Below are 16916 nucleotides of genomic sequence, written 5' to 3' on the forward strand. Positions count from 1 at the left end.
GGAGTCAGGCACAGGATGACGAAGCAAGCTTTGCATACCCCTTACTCCGATATCATCCGGGACATCGGGATGAAGATCAGAGGCATGGCCAATACCAGATTATCAGAGCTCGGACTTAACACTCAACAAGGACAGATGATGGGCTACATTTTTGAGAATCAGGACAAAGGCGTGATCCAGAAGGACCTGGCCGATCACTTTAACCGTACAGGAGCCACGATTACCAGTATGCTGCAAGGGTTAGAGAAAAAGGGGTACATCAAACGGGAGATTCCCAAAGAGAACGAGCGGCAAAAACGGATATACCTATTGAAAAAAGGGTCCGACCTCGTCGAAGAATTCGACGAAATCTTCATGGAAGTAGAGAACAGCATTACCCGGGGCCTTACCGAGGAAGAAAGCGAGACCTTCATGAAGTTATTGATCAAAGTTAAGGCGACTATGTAGCCTGTAGCACTCTCCCATAGAAGAAGACCCGCAGCGTGGCTGCGGGTCAACAACCGGCTCAAGCTGGCCGGTCAAAAATATCCTTATTTCTCTCCCCATCAATTCGGGTTTGCAACTGTTTTCTTCTTACGATATAAGCTCCATTTCTTCAGGTAATAGGCTGCAATGACGAACACAGCCATGATACCGGTATACGTCAAAATGACGTTGGCGACGTTCACACTGCCTCCCTTTTCCCCGCGGTTGAATCCAGACTGACCTTCACCGCCGGAAGGCCTTCCTTCTCTCATTCCGCCCCGCTCTCCGCCTCCGAAAGCCTCCTTGCCCCCGAAGCCTGTTTGCTGCGTGCCCGCGCTGAAAGCTGAAACCGAGCTTTTTAGATGAGTGACGTAAGACGTCTGGTTAATTTGGTACAGACCGAATAGCAGTATGATCAGAGTCAAGCCTTGGGCAACATACCGCATCCAGGCCCGGCTCTTCTTTATGCTGGTTATCTTCTTACACATGTTCACGACCCATTGCCAATGAAGCCCGACATGAATCCCGATCAATGCCAGCACCAAGAAAGATAGCGAGATATGGGTCATTTTAAACCAATTCTCATTGCCTACATTTATATTTGGAAAGACCACATGGGAAATTAGGATCCCGCTCACAATGATGAACGTCATGGAAACCAGCAACAGGAAATTCAGCGCATAACTGCCGCGTACCCTCCAGGATAAGCTGCGGTTAAACATTTTTAGAGTGACCCGCTTCACCCAACCCAGATTCAGAAGAATATGAGTGATGTACGCACCGGCAAAAAAGAGGCCTGCTATTTCGTGAAACGCCAACCCGCCTAACACATTTTTGTTGAAGAACAAGACGAACAATATGCTCATAACTATATCAAGCGCAAATTTAACATAATTGATTTTTTTCATTCCATTTCAACCCCCCATATCTGCTTTTTACTCAGTATGAGGCTCGAACCTTTAGTGAATCTTAAATTAGTTTTAATGCCTGTCATCCATAAAAAAAGAGTCGCCCAAACGGTCTGGGCAACTCTTTGTCTGCAATTAATGTTCAAGCTCAGTATAAATTTGAAAGGTCACACCGAATTTATCCGTTACATCACCAAATCCCGGGCTGAAGGGTTCTTCTCTAAACGGCATATTGACCTGCCCCTCTTGCCGCAAGGCTTCAAAAATCTGTTTGGATTGTTCTACGTCGTTCGTGGTAATACAAATGGTTACCCGTCTCCCGCTCTCAATAGGCGAACCGCCTGGGGCATCCGAAAACATCAGCTCTGTCACACCGACTTTTAGCTTAGCGTGTGCTACAAGGCTGCTCAGATCATCAGTGAACGTAGTAGGCGTGTCCGGCATGTCACCGTAAGTAACCATGGAGAGGATTTCTGCACCTATGGCTTGTTCATAAAACTGAATGGCTTCCCTTACGCGTCCCTCCAAAGTAATATACGGGGTAAGTTTTAACGTCATAAGATTGTTCCTCCTCAGGTTTGGATTCGTGATTCATAAGTATAGACGATCCGGGACCTGTTAAATCATCGGTATACCTGAAAAAAATTCCTGGTTATCGTCCAAGCCTGCCGGCAATCCAAATCGGGCAAATAAATCGGGGTCAATGAAGTAATGGATATGGGCAATCTTATCCTGTTTTATCTCAAGGACCTGAATGCTCCAAGGAGACAGCAGCCCATCCCGTCCGCTGGGTACATACTGGGCAAAAGCGGGAGTATTCCCGTTAGCCCGGACCGGCAGTAACCGGGAACCCAAACAATGGCTGCGTGTAATGTTGTAGAATGACGACAGATTTATACTGCCACGAACCCACATCGTAAATGGCGGCATCGACAAGCTGCCGTTCTCATGGAATAAGGCGATCAGCGCCTCAATATCGTACTGCTCGAAAGCCTCCATATATCGTGTAACCAATTGTTGATCTGTCTGGACATCCTCCTCATGGTATTCATCAGACCGAAGATTGGACTGCGCAATTGTCGCCCGTGCCCGCTGCAAAGCGCTATTGACGGCTGCCACGGTCATCCCCATCGCGTCCGCTACCTCCTTAGCCGACCAGCGGAAGACATCAAGCAGAATCAGTACGGCACGTTGCCGGGGCGGCAATTTTTGCATAATCGCAATAAAAGATAAGCGGATGGTTTCTCTGCTAACCAAGATATCGACCGGGTCATTAGCGGTATCGGGTGCGGGCCATACCCAAGCACTTCGAGGCATGCTGTCCTTAGGTTCCATAATAATAGCAGCCGGTTCTGAGAGATCCATCGGAAGTGCCCGGCGTTTTGCACTCCTTAACCTGTCCAGACAAACATTGGTGGCAATCCGGTACACCCAGGCTTTACGGGAAGAATACTGCCGGATCTGGTCCCGGTTCTGCCAGACGCGGATCATGGTATCCTGCACCGCATCTTCCGCCTCAGCAATTGACCCCATCATCCGGTAACAATAACCGGTCAGTTCAGAACGCAGCTCCTCCATCAGGTCTGTTTCTCTAAGCTCTTGGCTCATTGGCTTCCCTCCGTTTTAGGCACTCAAAAAGCTTCATCTTATGACCATTTTATCACTCCTTATCCATGTTAACGCCATTCTTCGGTCGATGTCATATCCAATCTTTCGACAATGTTGTATACTAAGTTTTTTGCTCCCGCTGTAGAGACTAATATGGGGCTTGGAAAGTTGAAAATGGCCCATAATGGGTATTCTGACTAAGGGGTAATACTTTAAGCAGGGAATTTTGTTAACCATCAAGGGAGGAAGTAGCAGCATGGCTGATTTAAACAAACAAAGAGTTGTGGAGAGTGTTCCGCAACGGGGATTTTTTGGACATCCTAAAGGGTTATTTACTCTGTTCTTCACAGAGTTTTGGGAGCGGTTTTCCTATTATGGAATGAGAGCTATCCTTGTTTATTATATGTATTACGAGCTGAGCCAAGGCGGACTCGGCATGGAGGAGAGCACAGCTCTCGCCATTATGTCTATTTATGGTTCACTTGTTTATATGTCCGGGATTATTGGCGGCTGGTTGGCGGACCGGATATTCGGAGCGTCAAGGGCTGTATTCTACGGCGGTATATTAATCATGCTGGGGCATATCACCTTGGCCATCCCGGGGAGTATTTCCTTATTTTTTGTTTCCATGGTTCTGATCGTGCTGGGCACGGGCTTGCTGAAGCCTAATGTATCCAGTATTGTAGGTGAGCTTTACAGCGAACATGATGGACGCCGGGATGCAGGATTCAGTATATACTACATGGGCATCAACCTGGGAGCCTTCATCGCACCGCTAATTGTAGGATACATCGGGGATTATAACTTCCACCTGGGCTTCAGTATTGCTGCCGTCGGTATGTTCCTGGGATTAATCATGTTCATCTCTACCAAGAAAAAAAACCTCGGTCTAGCAGGCACTTTAGTCGCAAGTCCCTTATCACAAGCCGAACGAAAAAAAGTATTCCTTATCTTCGGTATCAGTGCAGTACTTCTCGCTGTTATCGTGGCTGTTACGATTCCGTTAGGTCTGTTAACGTTTAAATCCTTTATAACGATCGTAGGTATTCTGGGAATTCTGATTCCCACCCTATATTTTATTGTCATGTTCCGTAGTCCGCTCACAACAAGCGTCGAACGCTCAAGACTCGTTGCTTATATTCCGCTGTTTATTGCAGCAATTATGTTCTGGGCGATTCAGGAACAAGGGTCAACCATCCTTGCCAGTTATGCAGATAAACGTACACAACTCGATTTTGCCGGTATGCATATTCGTCCAGCCTGGTTCCAGTCTTTAAATCCTTTGTTTGTGATCACGATGGCCCCCCTCTTCGCCTGGTTGTGGGTGAAGCTTGGGAAACGGCAGCCTTCGATTCCGAAGAAATTCGCCTTGGGTCTGTTATTTGCCGGATTATCCTTCCTTGTGATCCTGTTGCCGGCTTACTTTGGCGGTGAGGATTCCCTGGTTAATCCTTTATGGCTCGTTCTTAGCTATTTCATCGTTGTGCTGGGGGAATTATGCTTGTCTCCTGTAGGACTATCGGCTACGACCAAACTGGCACCCTCCGCCTTCTCCGCCCAGACCATGAGCTTATGGTTCTTATCCAATGCGGCTGCTCAGGCAATTAATGCGCAGATTGTTAAATTTTATTCGGCTGACACTGAGATGGTATACTTTGGTGTCATTGGAGGCGCAGCCATCCTCCTGAGTATTCTGCTCTACTTGTCCTCCCGCAAAATCCAGGGGTACATGAAAGGGATTCAGTAAAAGAACACTGTCTAGATGAACGTAAGGGTACCACTTCCTGTGGTACTTTTTTTTGTGTGATTTGACTAGTCTATAGGGAGTAAGAAGCAATAGCTTTTTCCAAACTAGGTTCCCAATATTTAGTATATAATGATTGTTAAAATAGCTACTAAATTCATATAAAAAGCACACTCGCAAAATTCGCGAAGTGTCCCAATTCTCTGACAGCGGATTGACATTAATTATTATTTTTCCGAAAACACATGCACCTGCCACTCCATTCTGACATGCTTTTACGCAAAAAAACGGATGCACCTCCTGCTAAGGAAGTCGCATCCGTACAATAACTTTCAAGGTGTTGATGGTTAAGAGTTAATCGCTAATCATTAGATATCAAGTGCAGCATGATATCCCTGATAAATTGCAGTCGTGATGGTAGACGCTTTAACACAATCTCCAATTTGTGCAACATAAGGTGCACAATCTATTAGCTCATCGACTACATTTCTTCTGGCCCGTTGTCCGAGTGCACAAATTACTGAAGTACCCGGAATAAGCTGCTCTTCCCCATTTGGATCAGCGCAAACGACACCTTCTTGGGTAACATACAGCCCTTTATATCCTAAATGAACGTGAATGTTGTTCTTTTCGATTTCTTTTAGCATAATCGGGCGATGTCTGATATTAGCATCTGGAGCCAGCTCCGTTCTCATCTCTACCAGATGGACAGTCTTACCTTCCTGCGCAAGGTGAATTGCTGCTTCAGATCCTGCCAGACCGCCTCCCAATACGACTACGCTGTCGCTGACCTTGTCCTTCTCCAGATAATAATCATTAACAACGACTACGTTATCACCACTCAGTCCAGGGATTGGGGGAACAATGGCACTGGAACCGACGGCTATAATTAAAGCGTCAACTTCTTCTTTCTCCGCATACTCTTTAGTAACCGTTGTATTTAAACGAATCTCAACACCGGCATCTTTGGCTAGTTTGCCGAGGGTAACCCCTAACTCATACATCTCATACTTAAATGGAATGGCCTGCTCTCCCCTTAAGATCCCACCGACCTCGTCAGACTTCTCACAAAGAATGACCTGATGTCCGCGTTTAGCTGCAGTAAGAGCTGCATATAATCCGCCCGGACCTCCTCCGGCTACCAGAACCTTGCGTGATTTAGGCGCAGGGTATACTTCCGTTCCATCCATTTCACGGCCAATTAACGGGTTAACCGTACAGCGTCTTGTCGAAGTCTCAGCACGTTCGGCCATACAGGTGAAGCATCTCAGACATTTAATAATATCCTCGTCGCGGTTGCTCATCACTTTTCTTGGAAGTTCCGGATCAGCCAGTAGTGCTCGGGCCATTTCGACAACATCCGCCTGACCGCTGGCAATGATTTCTTCCATTTGAGCGGGGTCATTTAATCCGCCAACTGTGGCAACCGGAACACTTACATGCTTCTTGATCTCTGCTGCAAGATATACATTACTGCCATGAGGCAAGAACATCGAAGGGTGTGTGACACCAAACCCTGTCTGATACGTTCCGGCAGATACATGAAGCAAGTCGACTCTGGATTCCATTAATTTAGCAATCTCAATACCTTCCGCCAGATCATAGCCGCCTTCAAATAACTCAGAACCACTCATTCTGAACTCAATGGGGAAGCCGGGACCCACAGCTGTACGGACACTGTCCAGTACCTCTTGTGCAAAACGCACCCTGTTCTCCAAAGATCCGCCATACATATCTGTTCTGCGATTGAAATGGGGAGAAAAGAACTGATTAATTAACCATCCATGCCCGCCATGAACCATAATCATTTCAAAGCCTGCTCTCTTAGCAAGCCCCGCACATTTACCATAAGCTGCTACGATGTCATCAATTAGTTCTTGTGTAAGCTCCTTTACTTCTCTGCCGTCAGGGCGGACTCCAGGGCTTGGTCCCCACTGGGCAAGTCCCTGCTTCTTATTTTTATCAGTTAGATAAGTTCCTGCATACTGTCCGGAATGAGATAATTCCACACTAGCAATGGCCCCGTGACGACGAATAGCATCTGCAGTATAAGTAAAACTAGCAAGTGAATCTACTGTCTGCAGATCGAGATGGTACATATGGGAAGCTTCTGTTTCCGGGTGAACGACGACTTCACTGACCGTAACGGAGGCAGCACCGCCCTTTGCTCTTAATTCATAGAAAGCAGTAGATTTGGGACCAATCGTGCAATCCGCTGTAATATCGGTTCCCCCCATAGGAGCACCAAACATTCTATTTCGGAAAGTCACATTTCCAAGGGTGATGGGTTTACTTAGGTTTGGATATTTTCTGTGCATGATTTCATACTCCTTATCTGTATCTATTTCTATCTAATTAGCAACTCTCTGATTCTTCTTGTTAGCCAACTTATATACAAATGTCAGAATAAATCCGGTGATGCCAAATACGGCTGCAATGACAAAGGCTCTCTGGTAACTGCCGTCTGTGCTGTAAACATTCTTCATAATGGACGGCCCAAAATATCCCGCTAATGCAAATCCAATAAACATGATTCCATAATTTACACTATTATTTTTTGCACCAAACTGATCGGCCGTAAATCCAGGAAATACCCCCATCAGTGAACCAAAACTTAGCCCGATGACGGAAATACCAATGTAAAATGTCACCACAGTATTTTCTCCTGAAAAATACAGCAACGTGAGTCCTGCTACCGATAAAAGAGAAGCAGCGGCAAGGGTATTGATCCGACCGATTTTATCTGAAATATAGCCGGCAAAAATTCGTCCGCCAGTGTTAAACAGAGCCAATATGGAAACAGCGGTTGTAGCGGCTGCCGCAGACAGGCCGACCATTTTTTGAGCAATAGGTGATGCTTGTGATGTACACATTAGTCCGGCAAAAGCCCCGCTTATCAATAACAAGATCATTACGTAAAATAGTGGACTGGCCAGCATGCCTTTCCAGTCTTTGTCGTTCTTTACCGGACGGCCAACAACATTATGAGCCTTTGGTGTCCATCCTGCAGGTACAAAATCAGATGGGCATTTCTCAATGAAGAAAGAAGCGGAACATATAATAACAAGAAATGCAATGCCGATGATAATGAATGCGGATGTTACACCAGATTTATTGATTAAACCATTGGCAATAGGAGGTATAATTACAGAGCTCAATCCATAAGCAGCCGTTGTTACACCACCAACTAATCCTCGTTTGTCAGGGAAAAACTTAATCGAGTTGCTAATTGTGCATCCATAGACCATTCCTGTTCCAAGACCAAGTACGATACCATAACTAAATACCAGGAAGCCTACAGATGTTGCAAACCCTGATAAAATCATACCTCCCCCAAATAACAAGCCTCCTACAAGGATTACTTTCTTCGGTCCGAACCTATCATTAATCCAGCCACCTGAGATCATCGTGATAGGACCTACGGAATTTGTAATCGTAAATGCAATAGCTAAATCACCCGGTGTTAAGTTAAGTCCTGTGAGCCCGCTCAAATATTCTGCCATTGGGGCAGCAAACACACTCCACGCGTAAATTGATCCAATACACAGATTAATAAAACAGCTCGCAATCAGAATAATCCATCTCTTTTTTGTAAGTTCCACTACGTTCGTTTTCTCCTTCACGATTGTATTGTGAATTTATTCACATCATTCGATTTAAATAGTAGCACAGGTTTTTATTTATATCAATACAAACATGTATGTATTTACATGATTAATAAAACATGTTCTTGATAATATGTACCCATTCTTATTATTGAACCGCCAAATATGTTATACTTAACCAAAATAAACGGACAAATATGTACAGAAAGAGAGCCTTATGAGAACTTTAAAATATGCCATTTTAGGATTGTTAAATAAAGAACCTATGACTGGTTATGATATAGCTAAAGAATTCAGTAAAGACTTAGGTGAATTTTGGAATGCAAAGCACAGTCAGATCTATCCGGAATTGAAAAAACTGAATACCGAGGGACTTATCACTTACGAAATTCAAATTAGCGGAGAAATACTAGAGAAAAAAATGTATTCGATTACGGAAAACGGCAAAGAAGCTTTTCTTCAATGGTTAAAAAAAGAAGAGCCTATTGAACCAACTCCCAAAGACGTGTTTAGGCTGAGAATGTATTTTTCTAATCACCTGGATGTATCCACCCGATTACATCTCTTAGAGCATCATCTGCATCAGCACCAAGACAGGCTGGAACATTTACGCAAAAATATGGAACGATATGAAAGTATACCTCCGCTTGAAAGTGAACATTTCGGTGATTATCTTGTATTAGATGGTGCAATTTTACGTGAAACTGTAACGATACAATGGCTGGAGAATTATATTTCCTATTGTAAAAAATAGAGCATCTATGGGAAGCTCCTTATACACTACGTTTTCAAAATAAAAGCAAAAGGGTTCGAGCATCTGTAGCTCGAACCCTTTTTGCTTTTTTTATACCCATGGACAGAGGTAGCGGATAAACGGGGGATTGTTGCAACTCCGGAGATTCGTTAGGATGATAGTAAAGTGTGACAGTGAATTCCGCAATACTTCAGCATTCCTCACAAATAGGAGGTTGTCCATGAAGCTAAACGGTTTATTCCTTCTCATCGGTTTGATATTGTCCGTCATATCTAAGTTACTTCAATCAGCCCTTCAAGAATTGCAGCAATGCATCGTTAAATTCCTTAGGGTGGGTAGCATTGAATCCGTGAGGGCCGCCCTCAATCACGACTAACTGACTGCCTGCGATCCGCTCATGCGCTTTTTGGCCACTGATCTCGACAGGAACGATTGCATCGGAGTTACCGTGGAGAATAAGCGTTGGCAGATTAAATTTCTCAAGGTCCCCGCGGAAATCGGTATAGCTGAATGCCGCGATGCAATCGAGTGTGCCTTTCGGCGACGCGAAAGCTGCAATGTCACGATTGTATAAGCGGAACGCTTCGTTTACTAAGTCCGTTCTGTCTCCAGAGGCGAAGAAATTGGTTGTGAACCCATCCAGGAACGCTAGACGGTCCGCCTTCACCCCGTCTTGAAATCCTTGAATAGTCGCATCGTCAAATCCGCCGTCTGGATTATCCGATGATTTGTACAGATATGGCGGGATTGCACCGGCCAGCACCGCTTTGGATACCCGCTCCATTCCATAAGTACCGATGTAACGGGCCACTTCGCCTCCGCCCATGGAGAACCCGACGAGGGTCACATCCTGGAGATCCAGGTGTTCAATCAATGTGTGCAAATCCGCCGCGAATGTATCATACTCGTATCCGTTCCACGGCTGGGAGGACTGGCCGAATCCGCGGCGGTCATACGTGATCACCCGATAACCGGCTTCCACTAGAGCAGGTACTTGCTTCTCCCAGGATCTTCCGCTGAGCGGCCAGCCATGGATCAGTACAACCGGCTTACCGGTCCCGACATCCTCATAATGAAGCTCGATTGCAATTCCATTCTCCTGTCCAACTGTAACGTTTGCCATTGATATATCCCTCCGTTTTTTGGTTTGACGACTCCATGAGCTTCCAGCTATTTGTACGTTTCTTCGATCCCCCTCTCACTGTTAAATTTATCTAAAATTCTTAACGTCCGGAATATACCAATTAATAGTCTAGCTGTCAACACCCAAATGAAATGGTTTATTTTGTCGAATTCATATGAAATAACTATAATCTTTATTACTCCTATGACTAAAGTTCTATTTGCTTAGTTGATATCATTTAGGGGGCTCAAATAACTAAAAGAAGACACACAGTCATCTCCAGTGAAATAGTTGATAAAATCCCAAGCGGGATCCACATGGGATGCGCGTAAACACCTATTCATGACAACAAAAACCAGCAGACCCATTCCGGGACCTGCTGGTTTTCTTGTGTGTAAGCAATTTCGGCGGACGGAGCTCAATACTGAAGCACAGGCTCCAGCACTTTATTCTGAACAGCGAGACTGTTCATAGGTGTATTGTTAATCCACGAAAGTGCAAGCGTTCCCTCACCCATATGAACGCCTACGACCGGGACAAAGGTCATAATTTCTGTACGCACAGAAGGCGACATTGCCTTGATCTCCGACTCCAGGCTCAGCGCCTCTTCCATATTGTTGGCATGCATAATACAAATATCCTGAATCAGCCGGATATCCTGGCCGAGTGTCTCCAGCAGCTTTTGCTTAGTCTTCTTGAAGGTGCGGATTTTGTCCACGACGACAACTTTGCCTTTATCGAATTTCAGCAGCAGATGAATCCGCATCAGCTGGCCCAGCAGAAGCTGGGAGCCGGAGAGCCGCCCGCTGCGGTGCAGCTGGCTCAGACTGGCAGGGATCAGATAGAAGGACATCTCTTCAATGATATTTTCGATTCTGTTCTTGATCTCCAGCGCAGAACAGCCTGCCTGCTGCCAGTGAACGCCGCGTATAATCATCTCACGGATCGGGTAAGCACCTACCTTGGAATCAATGCCAATAACAGTAACGCCAGCGATATCTGCTGCCTGCATCGAGGTATGGAAGGTCCCGCTAAGCTCGGAGGAACAATGTATCGCAATAATTTCGTCATAGTCTTCCTTCAAGCGCTCGTATAATTCCACGAACTCACCGATTGGCGGCTGGGAGCTGCCGACCTTGTCATTCTGGCGCATTTTATCATAGAACTGATCGGCCGTGATATCGATATTTTCTTTATAACATTCATTATTGATAATTAGGCGGAGAGGAACAATATAGACATGGTTATTCATGGCAAATTTAGAATCAATGGTGCTGGTGCTGTCGGTTACCCAGGCGATGGATTTCAAGGTCACAACTCTCTTTCGTGAGGGATTGGCTACGATCAGGAAGCAGCAGTTTCAACTATCTGCATATTCGTAAATTATACAGGAAGCCAAGCACCCGTATAGCGATTATGGGATAATCCCAGCACTTTTTTTCAACTTAATTCGACATAAATTCACATTATACATGATAGATATACCTATTAAAGAATAGACTGTGTATGGTATGTACGGGCCAATAAAAGGATGCAATCCACCCCAACTCCCATAGGTTGCCATTTCCCAAACGGGATACAGTCCTCTACTCCACGTTGTGGTTATCCATAACGAGAATGTAACCGTAAGCAGCTAATTTTTTTTACGGGCGCGGTAAAGCTGCGGTGTGACGCCGACAATCCGTTTGAACAGGTTGGAGAAGCTGCCCAGGCTGGTGTACCCCACTTGCTCTGCAATGTCGGTAATTTTGAGTTCAGTTTCTTCTAACAAGCGTTTGGCCTTCTGCAGGCGTTCTTGAATAATTACATCGGATATGGATAAACCGGTCTCTTTCTTGAACAGTCGGGATAAATACGCCGGGTTCAGATACACATGTGCAGCCAATTCATCCCTTGTAATCTCTTCACTCAGACGGGAACGGATATATTGTCTGATTTTGCTGACAACAGTGGAGGATACGTTATTGCTAGACTGCAATAATTGTAATGCAGCCCTGAGACTATCCAGAGCCCAGTTCTGCAAAGCGACCGCTTGTTTCGGATAATTCTCCTTCTCCATCAGGTATTTTAGCTTGGCGGATTCGTGTGCAGATAGACCCTTTTTGGCCAAAACGGTGTGAATAATGAAGAGGATGCCATGGATAAGCTGACGATGCAATTCATTCGTCCAGTGGTCTGCCTCAATATTGGAGAACCATAGTTTTACACGGCGGTCCAGCTCCCCGCGTTCACCAAGCTCAAGAATGGTCGCCCACTCTCCGAACAGGTTCATTGGAGCCGCTATTGGCATTGAATCAAGAGGTTGATTGCAGGCAGGATAGTCCGGAGTGAAAACTTGGCGGGAACGGATTAAATTGCGCTGCTCTCTCTCCGTTACGTAAGTGTAGGCACTCATAATCTCAGGTAGTAACACGGCAGGACTGATGTAGATTGACAAGGAGCAATGAAGCATCTGCTCACATGTATTCAGAAATGTCCGGCAGTTATGCTCAAGCGTAGGGCTGACGGAATTGCCGTTTCCCCTAACATAGATGATTGCCAGGTTGTGGCCTGCCTGATCCTGAAGCACTGCACCCTCCATCCCGTTCAGGAGTAATTCTTCTGCCAGATTGCGGAGTGCATATTCCATAATTGTCTCATCCCGCGCACTTAAGTTCTCCTTCCATTGCTCAAGGCCTAACAAAGCGATGACGTAGCGGTCGTCCGGCTTTAAATCTAAATCATAGGTATTTGCGGAGATCTGTAATGAGTCCAAGACGAGCGAAGCCCGTTGGCTAAGAATGTCCTGCCAGAACCGCTCCACCAGCAAGGGCAGCTGATGCTCCCATTTTCTCCGGTAATCTTGTATAAGTGCTTCGAACTGCTGGTGTTCTTTCTGTTTATTAATTTCGGCGATAGCTGTGCTTGCCACTCTCATCAATTCTTCATAATCTACAGGCTTCAACAAATAATGAAATGCCCCATGCTGGATAGCTTGCTGCGCATATTCAAAATCCGCATGGCAAGTAAGCATGATCGTTAGCGTGCCGGGAGAGTACTGCTTCACCCAGGCCAGTAACTCCAGTCCGCTTCTCCCGGGCATTTCGATATCGCAAATAAGTAAATCCACGGACTGTTGTTCCAGGCACGTGATGGCATGATCCACGTTCTCCGCAAGACAGACATCCGCAACGCTGAGCGTACTCCAGTTCACACCCTGCTGCAATCCAAGCAAGGCAAAATATTGGTCATCGACGATCAAAACTCTATACATATGAATGTTACAGCCCCCTTTGAATAGGCAGTCTTATCTCTACAACCCCGCCCCCCTCAGGAGCATTATGAAAGGCGAGCCTTGCACGGTTGTCATAGAACATCATCATGCGTCTGTATACATTCCATATTCCCAGATGACGATCTGTAGGCTTTTTTTCGTACAGTCCAAGATTAAGCATTTCAAGTTGACGCTCGGAGAAGCCCGGCCCGGAATCTTTGATTTGAATAGCAATACACGAATCTCCATTCAATCCGGCTTCTTCTCCAACCGTTATAACGACCTCGAAGGGCTTCGTGTTATTGATAAATCCATGTTTCATGGCATTCTCCACAAACGGCTGAATAAGCAGTGGCGGAATGGGCGTGTTCTCAAGCTCCTTCGGAAGCTGTTCCTGATAGGTTAGCTTGTCCGGATACATGACCATTTGGATCTCTATGTAGTTCCGGATATGATTCAGCTCACTGGAGAGCGTAATCCACGTATCGTTGGTGTTCATAATGAATCTGAAATAGGATACCAGATGGCCAATCATTTTCTTGATCAGGCTATACTTCTGAAGCTCTACGAGGTGAAAAACGATATTTAAGGAATTCATAAAAAAATGGGGATTAATCTGTGCCTGAAGGTGCTTCAATTCAGCTTGCTGCACTTTCATTTGCTCTTCATACACATCGATCTTGAGATTGCCGATTTGCTCGGCCATCTGGTTAAACTGCTGGGTAATGATCTGAAACTCCTTACTGTTGCCTTCCTTTAGACGGAAGTCCAATTGCCCCTTCCCCAGGATACGCATTCCGCTTATAAAATGCTGGATAGGCTTGAACACAAGCCTGCTCAACATAGCCAGAAGGATGCCCAGAATGATTATAATTGCAATGGGAATGGCATTGATGATCCGTTGGAATATCGGCAATTCGTCCAGAATTGATTTTTCGTCTAATAGGATAAAGACATTCAGATTGGAATAAAGTGAGGGTTTATCTATGAGCAAATAGTTATTGCCGTTGCTGAGACGAATAGAAGCACCCGATGGACTGAGTGGATCATTCAGGTGGTTACGGATGAGAGCAAGATCAGCGCCGGCGAATTGGCCCCATAACAGTGCGCCGTCATTAGAAATAATCCCGATCTGCTCACCGCCCCCTGTTGACTCCAAATGAGTCAAGGGCTGTGCCAATGAGTCAATGCTGACAAGAATACCTACAAGAAGCCGTCCGCTCTTATCCGGCAGCGCTTTGAATAACACCGGTTCCCCGCCGATCGTAACGGTTTCCCATTTAAGAGAAGCCGGAAGATTAGAAGCTTTGAGCCGCGAAGACAGGCCTGAGGTAATCATGTCTTTCTCCTGGTAATACTCCTTCTGGCTGCTGAGGAACAATTCATCCCGGTCCAGATGGTACACAAATACACTGCGAATGATAGTGTAATAGCTAACATCGCTATACCATTGGTCCATAAGCTTGCGTATGGACAAGTAATAATTGACACTGTCCGGACCGCTGTCTGAATACAGCTCCAGCAGCATGTTTTCATTTGCTGTACGCAGCAAATAATGGCTGGTCTGCTCCAGCAGCTCATCTAGTGTGCCTAAATGAAGGGTAAGCGTGTCCGAAGCAGATTTTGCAACCTTCTCCCGGACGATGTTGATCGAATAGATGTTGGTATAATACAAGAAGAGAAACAGAGGCGTTACCAGCAGTAAGACGAGTGCGCTTACTTTAAACCGCAATGATAATTTCACAGTGCCACACTCCTTAGGTACATTCACGCCCCAGCGGCAGGAAAGGGAAAGACTGTGTCAGTCTCCCCCCACGCCTCTGCTTATGGTTGCTTTGCTTTCCAGGCATCGTATTGCTTCTGAACCTCGGAACGGATAGCTTCAATGCCGTTAGCCTTCAGCTTTTGATTGTACTCTGTAAGCACTTTATCTACACCCAGACTGCCCGTTTCAAGCAACGGACGGAATTCCTTAATGATATTGCTGACAACAGATACCTGCGTTTTGACAGGGTCTGTATTAAAGTTGAAGCCGAATGATTTTACCTTATGGGCTTTCTCGTTGTAAGCTTTGAACTTCTCCCATTTGTCAGCGCTTTCGCCTTCCCATAAATAAGTAAGCGTCTGATTGCCGAACATCCACTCAATACCCGGTGCCCATCCTGTATCTGCACGGGTAGCAACCCCGTCGGGCAGTTTAATGAAATTCTCTTTGCCTTCCACTTTGACATACTGTCTGCCTTCCACGCCAAAGTCTATCAGATTAATCAGATGCTTATCCGTATGGAGAAGATTCAACAGCATCATCGTCCGCTCGGGATCAATGGAGGTGCGTCCAATCGCCATCATGGAATTACTGACGCTCGCTGTACTGATTTCGGGATCATTACCTTTCAGTTTCACAAGCTCGATCCCGGTAGCAATTGAGTCTTCTTTGTCGGAATCCGGTTTATCTGAACCAAATTTCATCCAGGTTTTTCCGGCTTTGAAAGCGTCTTCAGTACTTGTCTTGGTTGTTGCAGCATCCTTATTGATGTAGCCTTTGCTGAACCAGTCACTGTAGAGCTTCATCCGGTAAATTGCAGTGTCGGATTCCATGGAGCTGATAATCATCTTGTCTGTCTTTGTATCCAGTACGATGCCAGCGGGAGCGCCTGCCACCAGCTCATAACGGAAATTCTCTTCCATGCTCGGCTTGGTTTTGTCAAAGTAGCCAAGTGTATCCGAGCCGCTGCCGGAGAGCCAGATCGGCGCAATGGCGGGTTCTTTCTCCTTGATGGTCTGAAGCCATGGCTCCAAATCCTCGAGAGTATTGATAGAGTTAACATCGAATCCATATTTATCGATAAGATCTTTTCTGAACATAATGGTATGGCTTTCGCCAATTTCCTTGTTGGTTGGAATGGCGTAGATTTTGCCGTCAACGGTTCCGCCGTCAAGAAAACGAGGGTCCAGCGTCTCCTTGATTCCTTGCCCGTATTTGGCTAACAAGTCGTCGAGCGGCAGAAATGCGCCTTTGGCTACGTTGTTGGCGAAATCGGCCCAGTTAGGCGCAAAGGTTAAATCGACTTGTTCTCCGGATTGGTAGGCCAGAGCCATTTTTTCAGCCCAGGATGACCAGGGAAGTCCCTGGAAGTCAATCTCGGCGTTGATCTTTTCTTTGAGATATTTATTGATCTCCTCCACAACCGCCTTGGTGTCATTTTGAGGAAAATTCCCAACGGTATAGACGGTTAGCTTGCGGAAAGTCGAAATATCGGGATTGCCGGAACCTGTGTCTCCGGCAGTTGTGGCGGTCGCCTCCGATTCCGTCTTGGACGAAGTAGATGCATTTGAATTGCCCCCGCCGCACCCGGTAACGGCCAGTATGACGGCGGTCAGACAAGCAAGCACCGCGCCCGAACCTCTAGTTTTTTTCATTGTGATGAACCCTCCTCAATAGTATTATCATATATT

The 16916-nt window shown here is 45.9% G+C and carries 13 protein-coding genes; 3 read left to right on the top strand and 10 right to left on the bottom strand.

The window, feature by feature from the left end; all coding sequences use genetic code 11:
• Positions 1-15: 15 nt before the first annotated feature.
• On the top strand, positions 16-447 hold the full coding sequence (locus QU597_RS28335) for a MarR family winged helix-turn-helix transcriptional regulator (RefSeq protein WP_310830801.1): 432 nt from the start codon (positions 16-18) through the stop codon (positions 445-447).
• A 98-nt stretch (positions 448-545) separates the two neighbouring features.
• Here the strand turns inward: QU597_RS28335 and QU597_RS28340 are convergent, their stop codons facing one another.
• From QU597_RS28340 to QU597_RS28350, 3 genes are all read right to left on the bottom strand, one after another.
• Complete coding sequence (locus QU597_RS28340; protein WP_310830802.1) at positions 546-1373, bottom strand: DUF4405 domain-containing protein; 828 nt, start codon at positions 1371-1373, stop codon at positions 546-548.
• Between the two features lie 135 nt (positions 1374-1508).
• On the bottom strand, positions 1509-1931 hold the full coding sequence (locus QU597_RS28345; protein WP_310830803.1) for a VOC family protein: 423 nt from the start codon (positions 1929-1931) through the stop codon (positions 1509-1511).
• A gap of 60 nt (positions 1932-1991) precedes the next feature.
• The gene (locus tag QU597_RS28350; protein ID WP_310830804.1) at positions 1992-2981 is read right to left on the bottom strand and encodes a sigma-70 family RNA polymerase sigma factor; all 990 of its coding nucleotides are present in this window, start codon (positions 2979-2981) and stop codon (positions 1992-1994) included.
• A 256-nt stretch (positions 2982-3237) separates the two neighbouring features.
• Between QU597_RS28350 and QU597_RS28355 the strand changes: the two genes are divergently transcribed.
• Positions 3238-4728 carry a peptide MFS transporter gene (locus tag QU597_RS28355; protein WP_310830805.1) on the top strand — a complete coding sequence of 497 codons (1491 nt, stop codon included), beginning with the start codon at positions 3238-3240 and terminating at the stop codon, positions 4726-4728.
• Positions 4729-5093: 365 nt separating this feature from the next.
• Here the strand turns inward: QU597_RS28355 and QU597_RS28360 are convergent, their stop codons facing one another.
• A complete protein-coding gene (locus tag QU597_RS28360; protein WP_310830806.1) occupies positions 5094-7043 on the bottom strand; it encodes an oxidoreductase in 1950 nt (649 codons plus the stop codon).
• A gap of 33 nt (positions 7044-7076) precedes the next feature.
• On the bottom strand, positions 7077-8327 hold the full coding sequence (locus tag QU597_RS28365; protein WP_310830807.1) for an L-lactate MFS transporter: 1251 nt from the start codon (positions 8325-8327) through the stop codon (positions 7077-7079).
• A 220-nt stretch (positions 8328-8547) separates the two neighbouring features.
• Here QU597_RS28365 and QU597_RS28370 point away from each other — a divergent pair, with 220 nt between their 5' ends.
• Positions 8548-9084, top strand: a complete 537-nt coding sequence (locus QU597_RS28370; protein ID WP_310830808.1) for a PadR family transcriptional regulator — start codon at positions 8548-8550, stop codon at positions 9082-9084.
• Between the two features lie 286 nt (positions 9085-9370).
• Here the strand turns inward: QU597_RS28370 and QU597_RS28375 are convergent, their stop codons facing one another.
• The 5 genes from QU597_RS28375 to QU597_RS28395 all read right to left on the bottom strand — a co-directional run bounded on the left by QU597_RS28375 (position 9371) and on the right by QU597_RS28395 (position 16880).
• On the bottom strand, positions 9371-10207 hold the full coding sequence (locus tag QU597_RS28375; RefSeq protein ID WP_310830809.1) for an alpha/beta fold hydrolase: 837 nt from the start codon (positions 10205-10207) through the stop codon (positions 9371-9373).
• Positions 10208-10625: 418 nt separating this feature from the next.
• Positions 10626-11516, bottom strand: coding sequence for a DegV family protein (locus QU597_RS28380; RefSeq protein WP_310830810.1), 891 nt, complete (start codon positions 11514-11516; stop codon positions 10626-10628).
• 324 nt (positions 11517-11840) lie between these two features.
• Positions 11841-13460 (bottom strand): response regulator, encoded by a 1620-nt coding sequence (locus QU597_RS28385; protein WP_310830811.1) that lies wholly within the window; start codon positions 13458-13460, stop codon positions 11841-11843.
• A 7-nt stretch (positions 13461-13467) separates the two neighbouring features.
• Entirely contained in the window at positions 13468-15204 is a 1737-nt protein-coding gene (locus QU597_RS28390) for a sensor histidine kinase (protein WP_310830812.1), read from the bottom strand.
• An 80-nt stretch (positions 15205-15284) separates the two neighbouring features.
• Positions 15285-16880, bottom strand: coding sequence for an ABC transporter substrate-binding protein (locus tag QU597_RS28395; protein WP_310830813.1), 1596 nt, complete (start codon positions 16878-16880; stop codon positions 15285-15287).
• Positions 16881-16916: the final 36 nt, after the last annotated feature.

It is taken from the genome of Paenibacillus pedocola (assembly GCF_031599675.1).
Classification (GTDB): domain Bacteria; phylum Bacillota; class Bacilli; order Paenibacillales; family Paenibacillaceae; genus Paenibacillus_AQ; species Paenibacillus_AQ pedocola.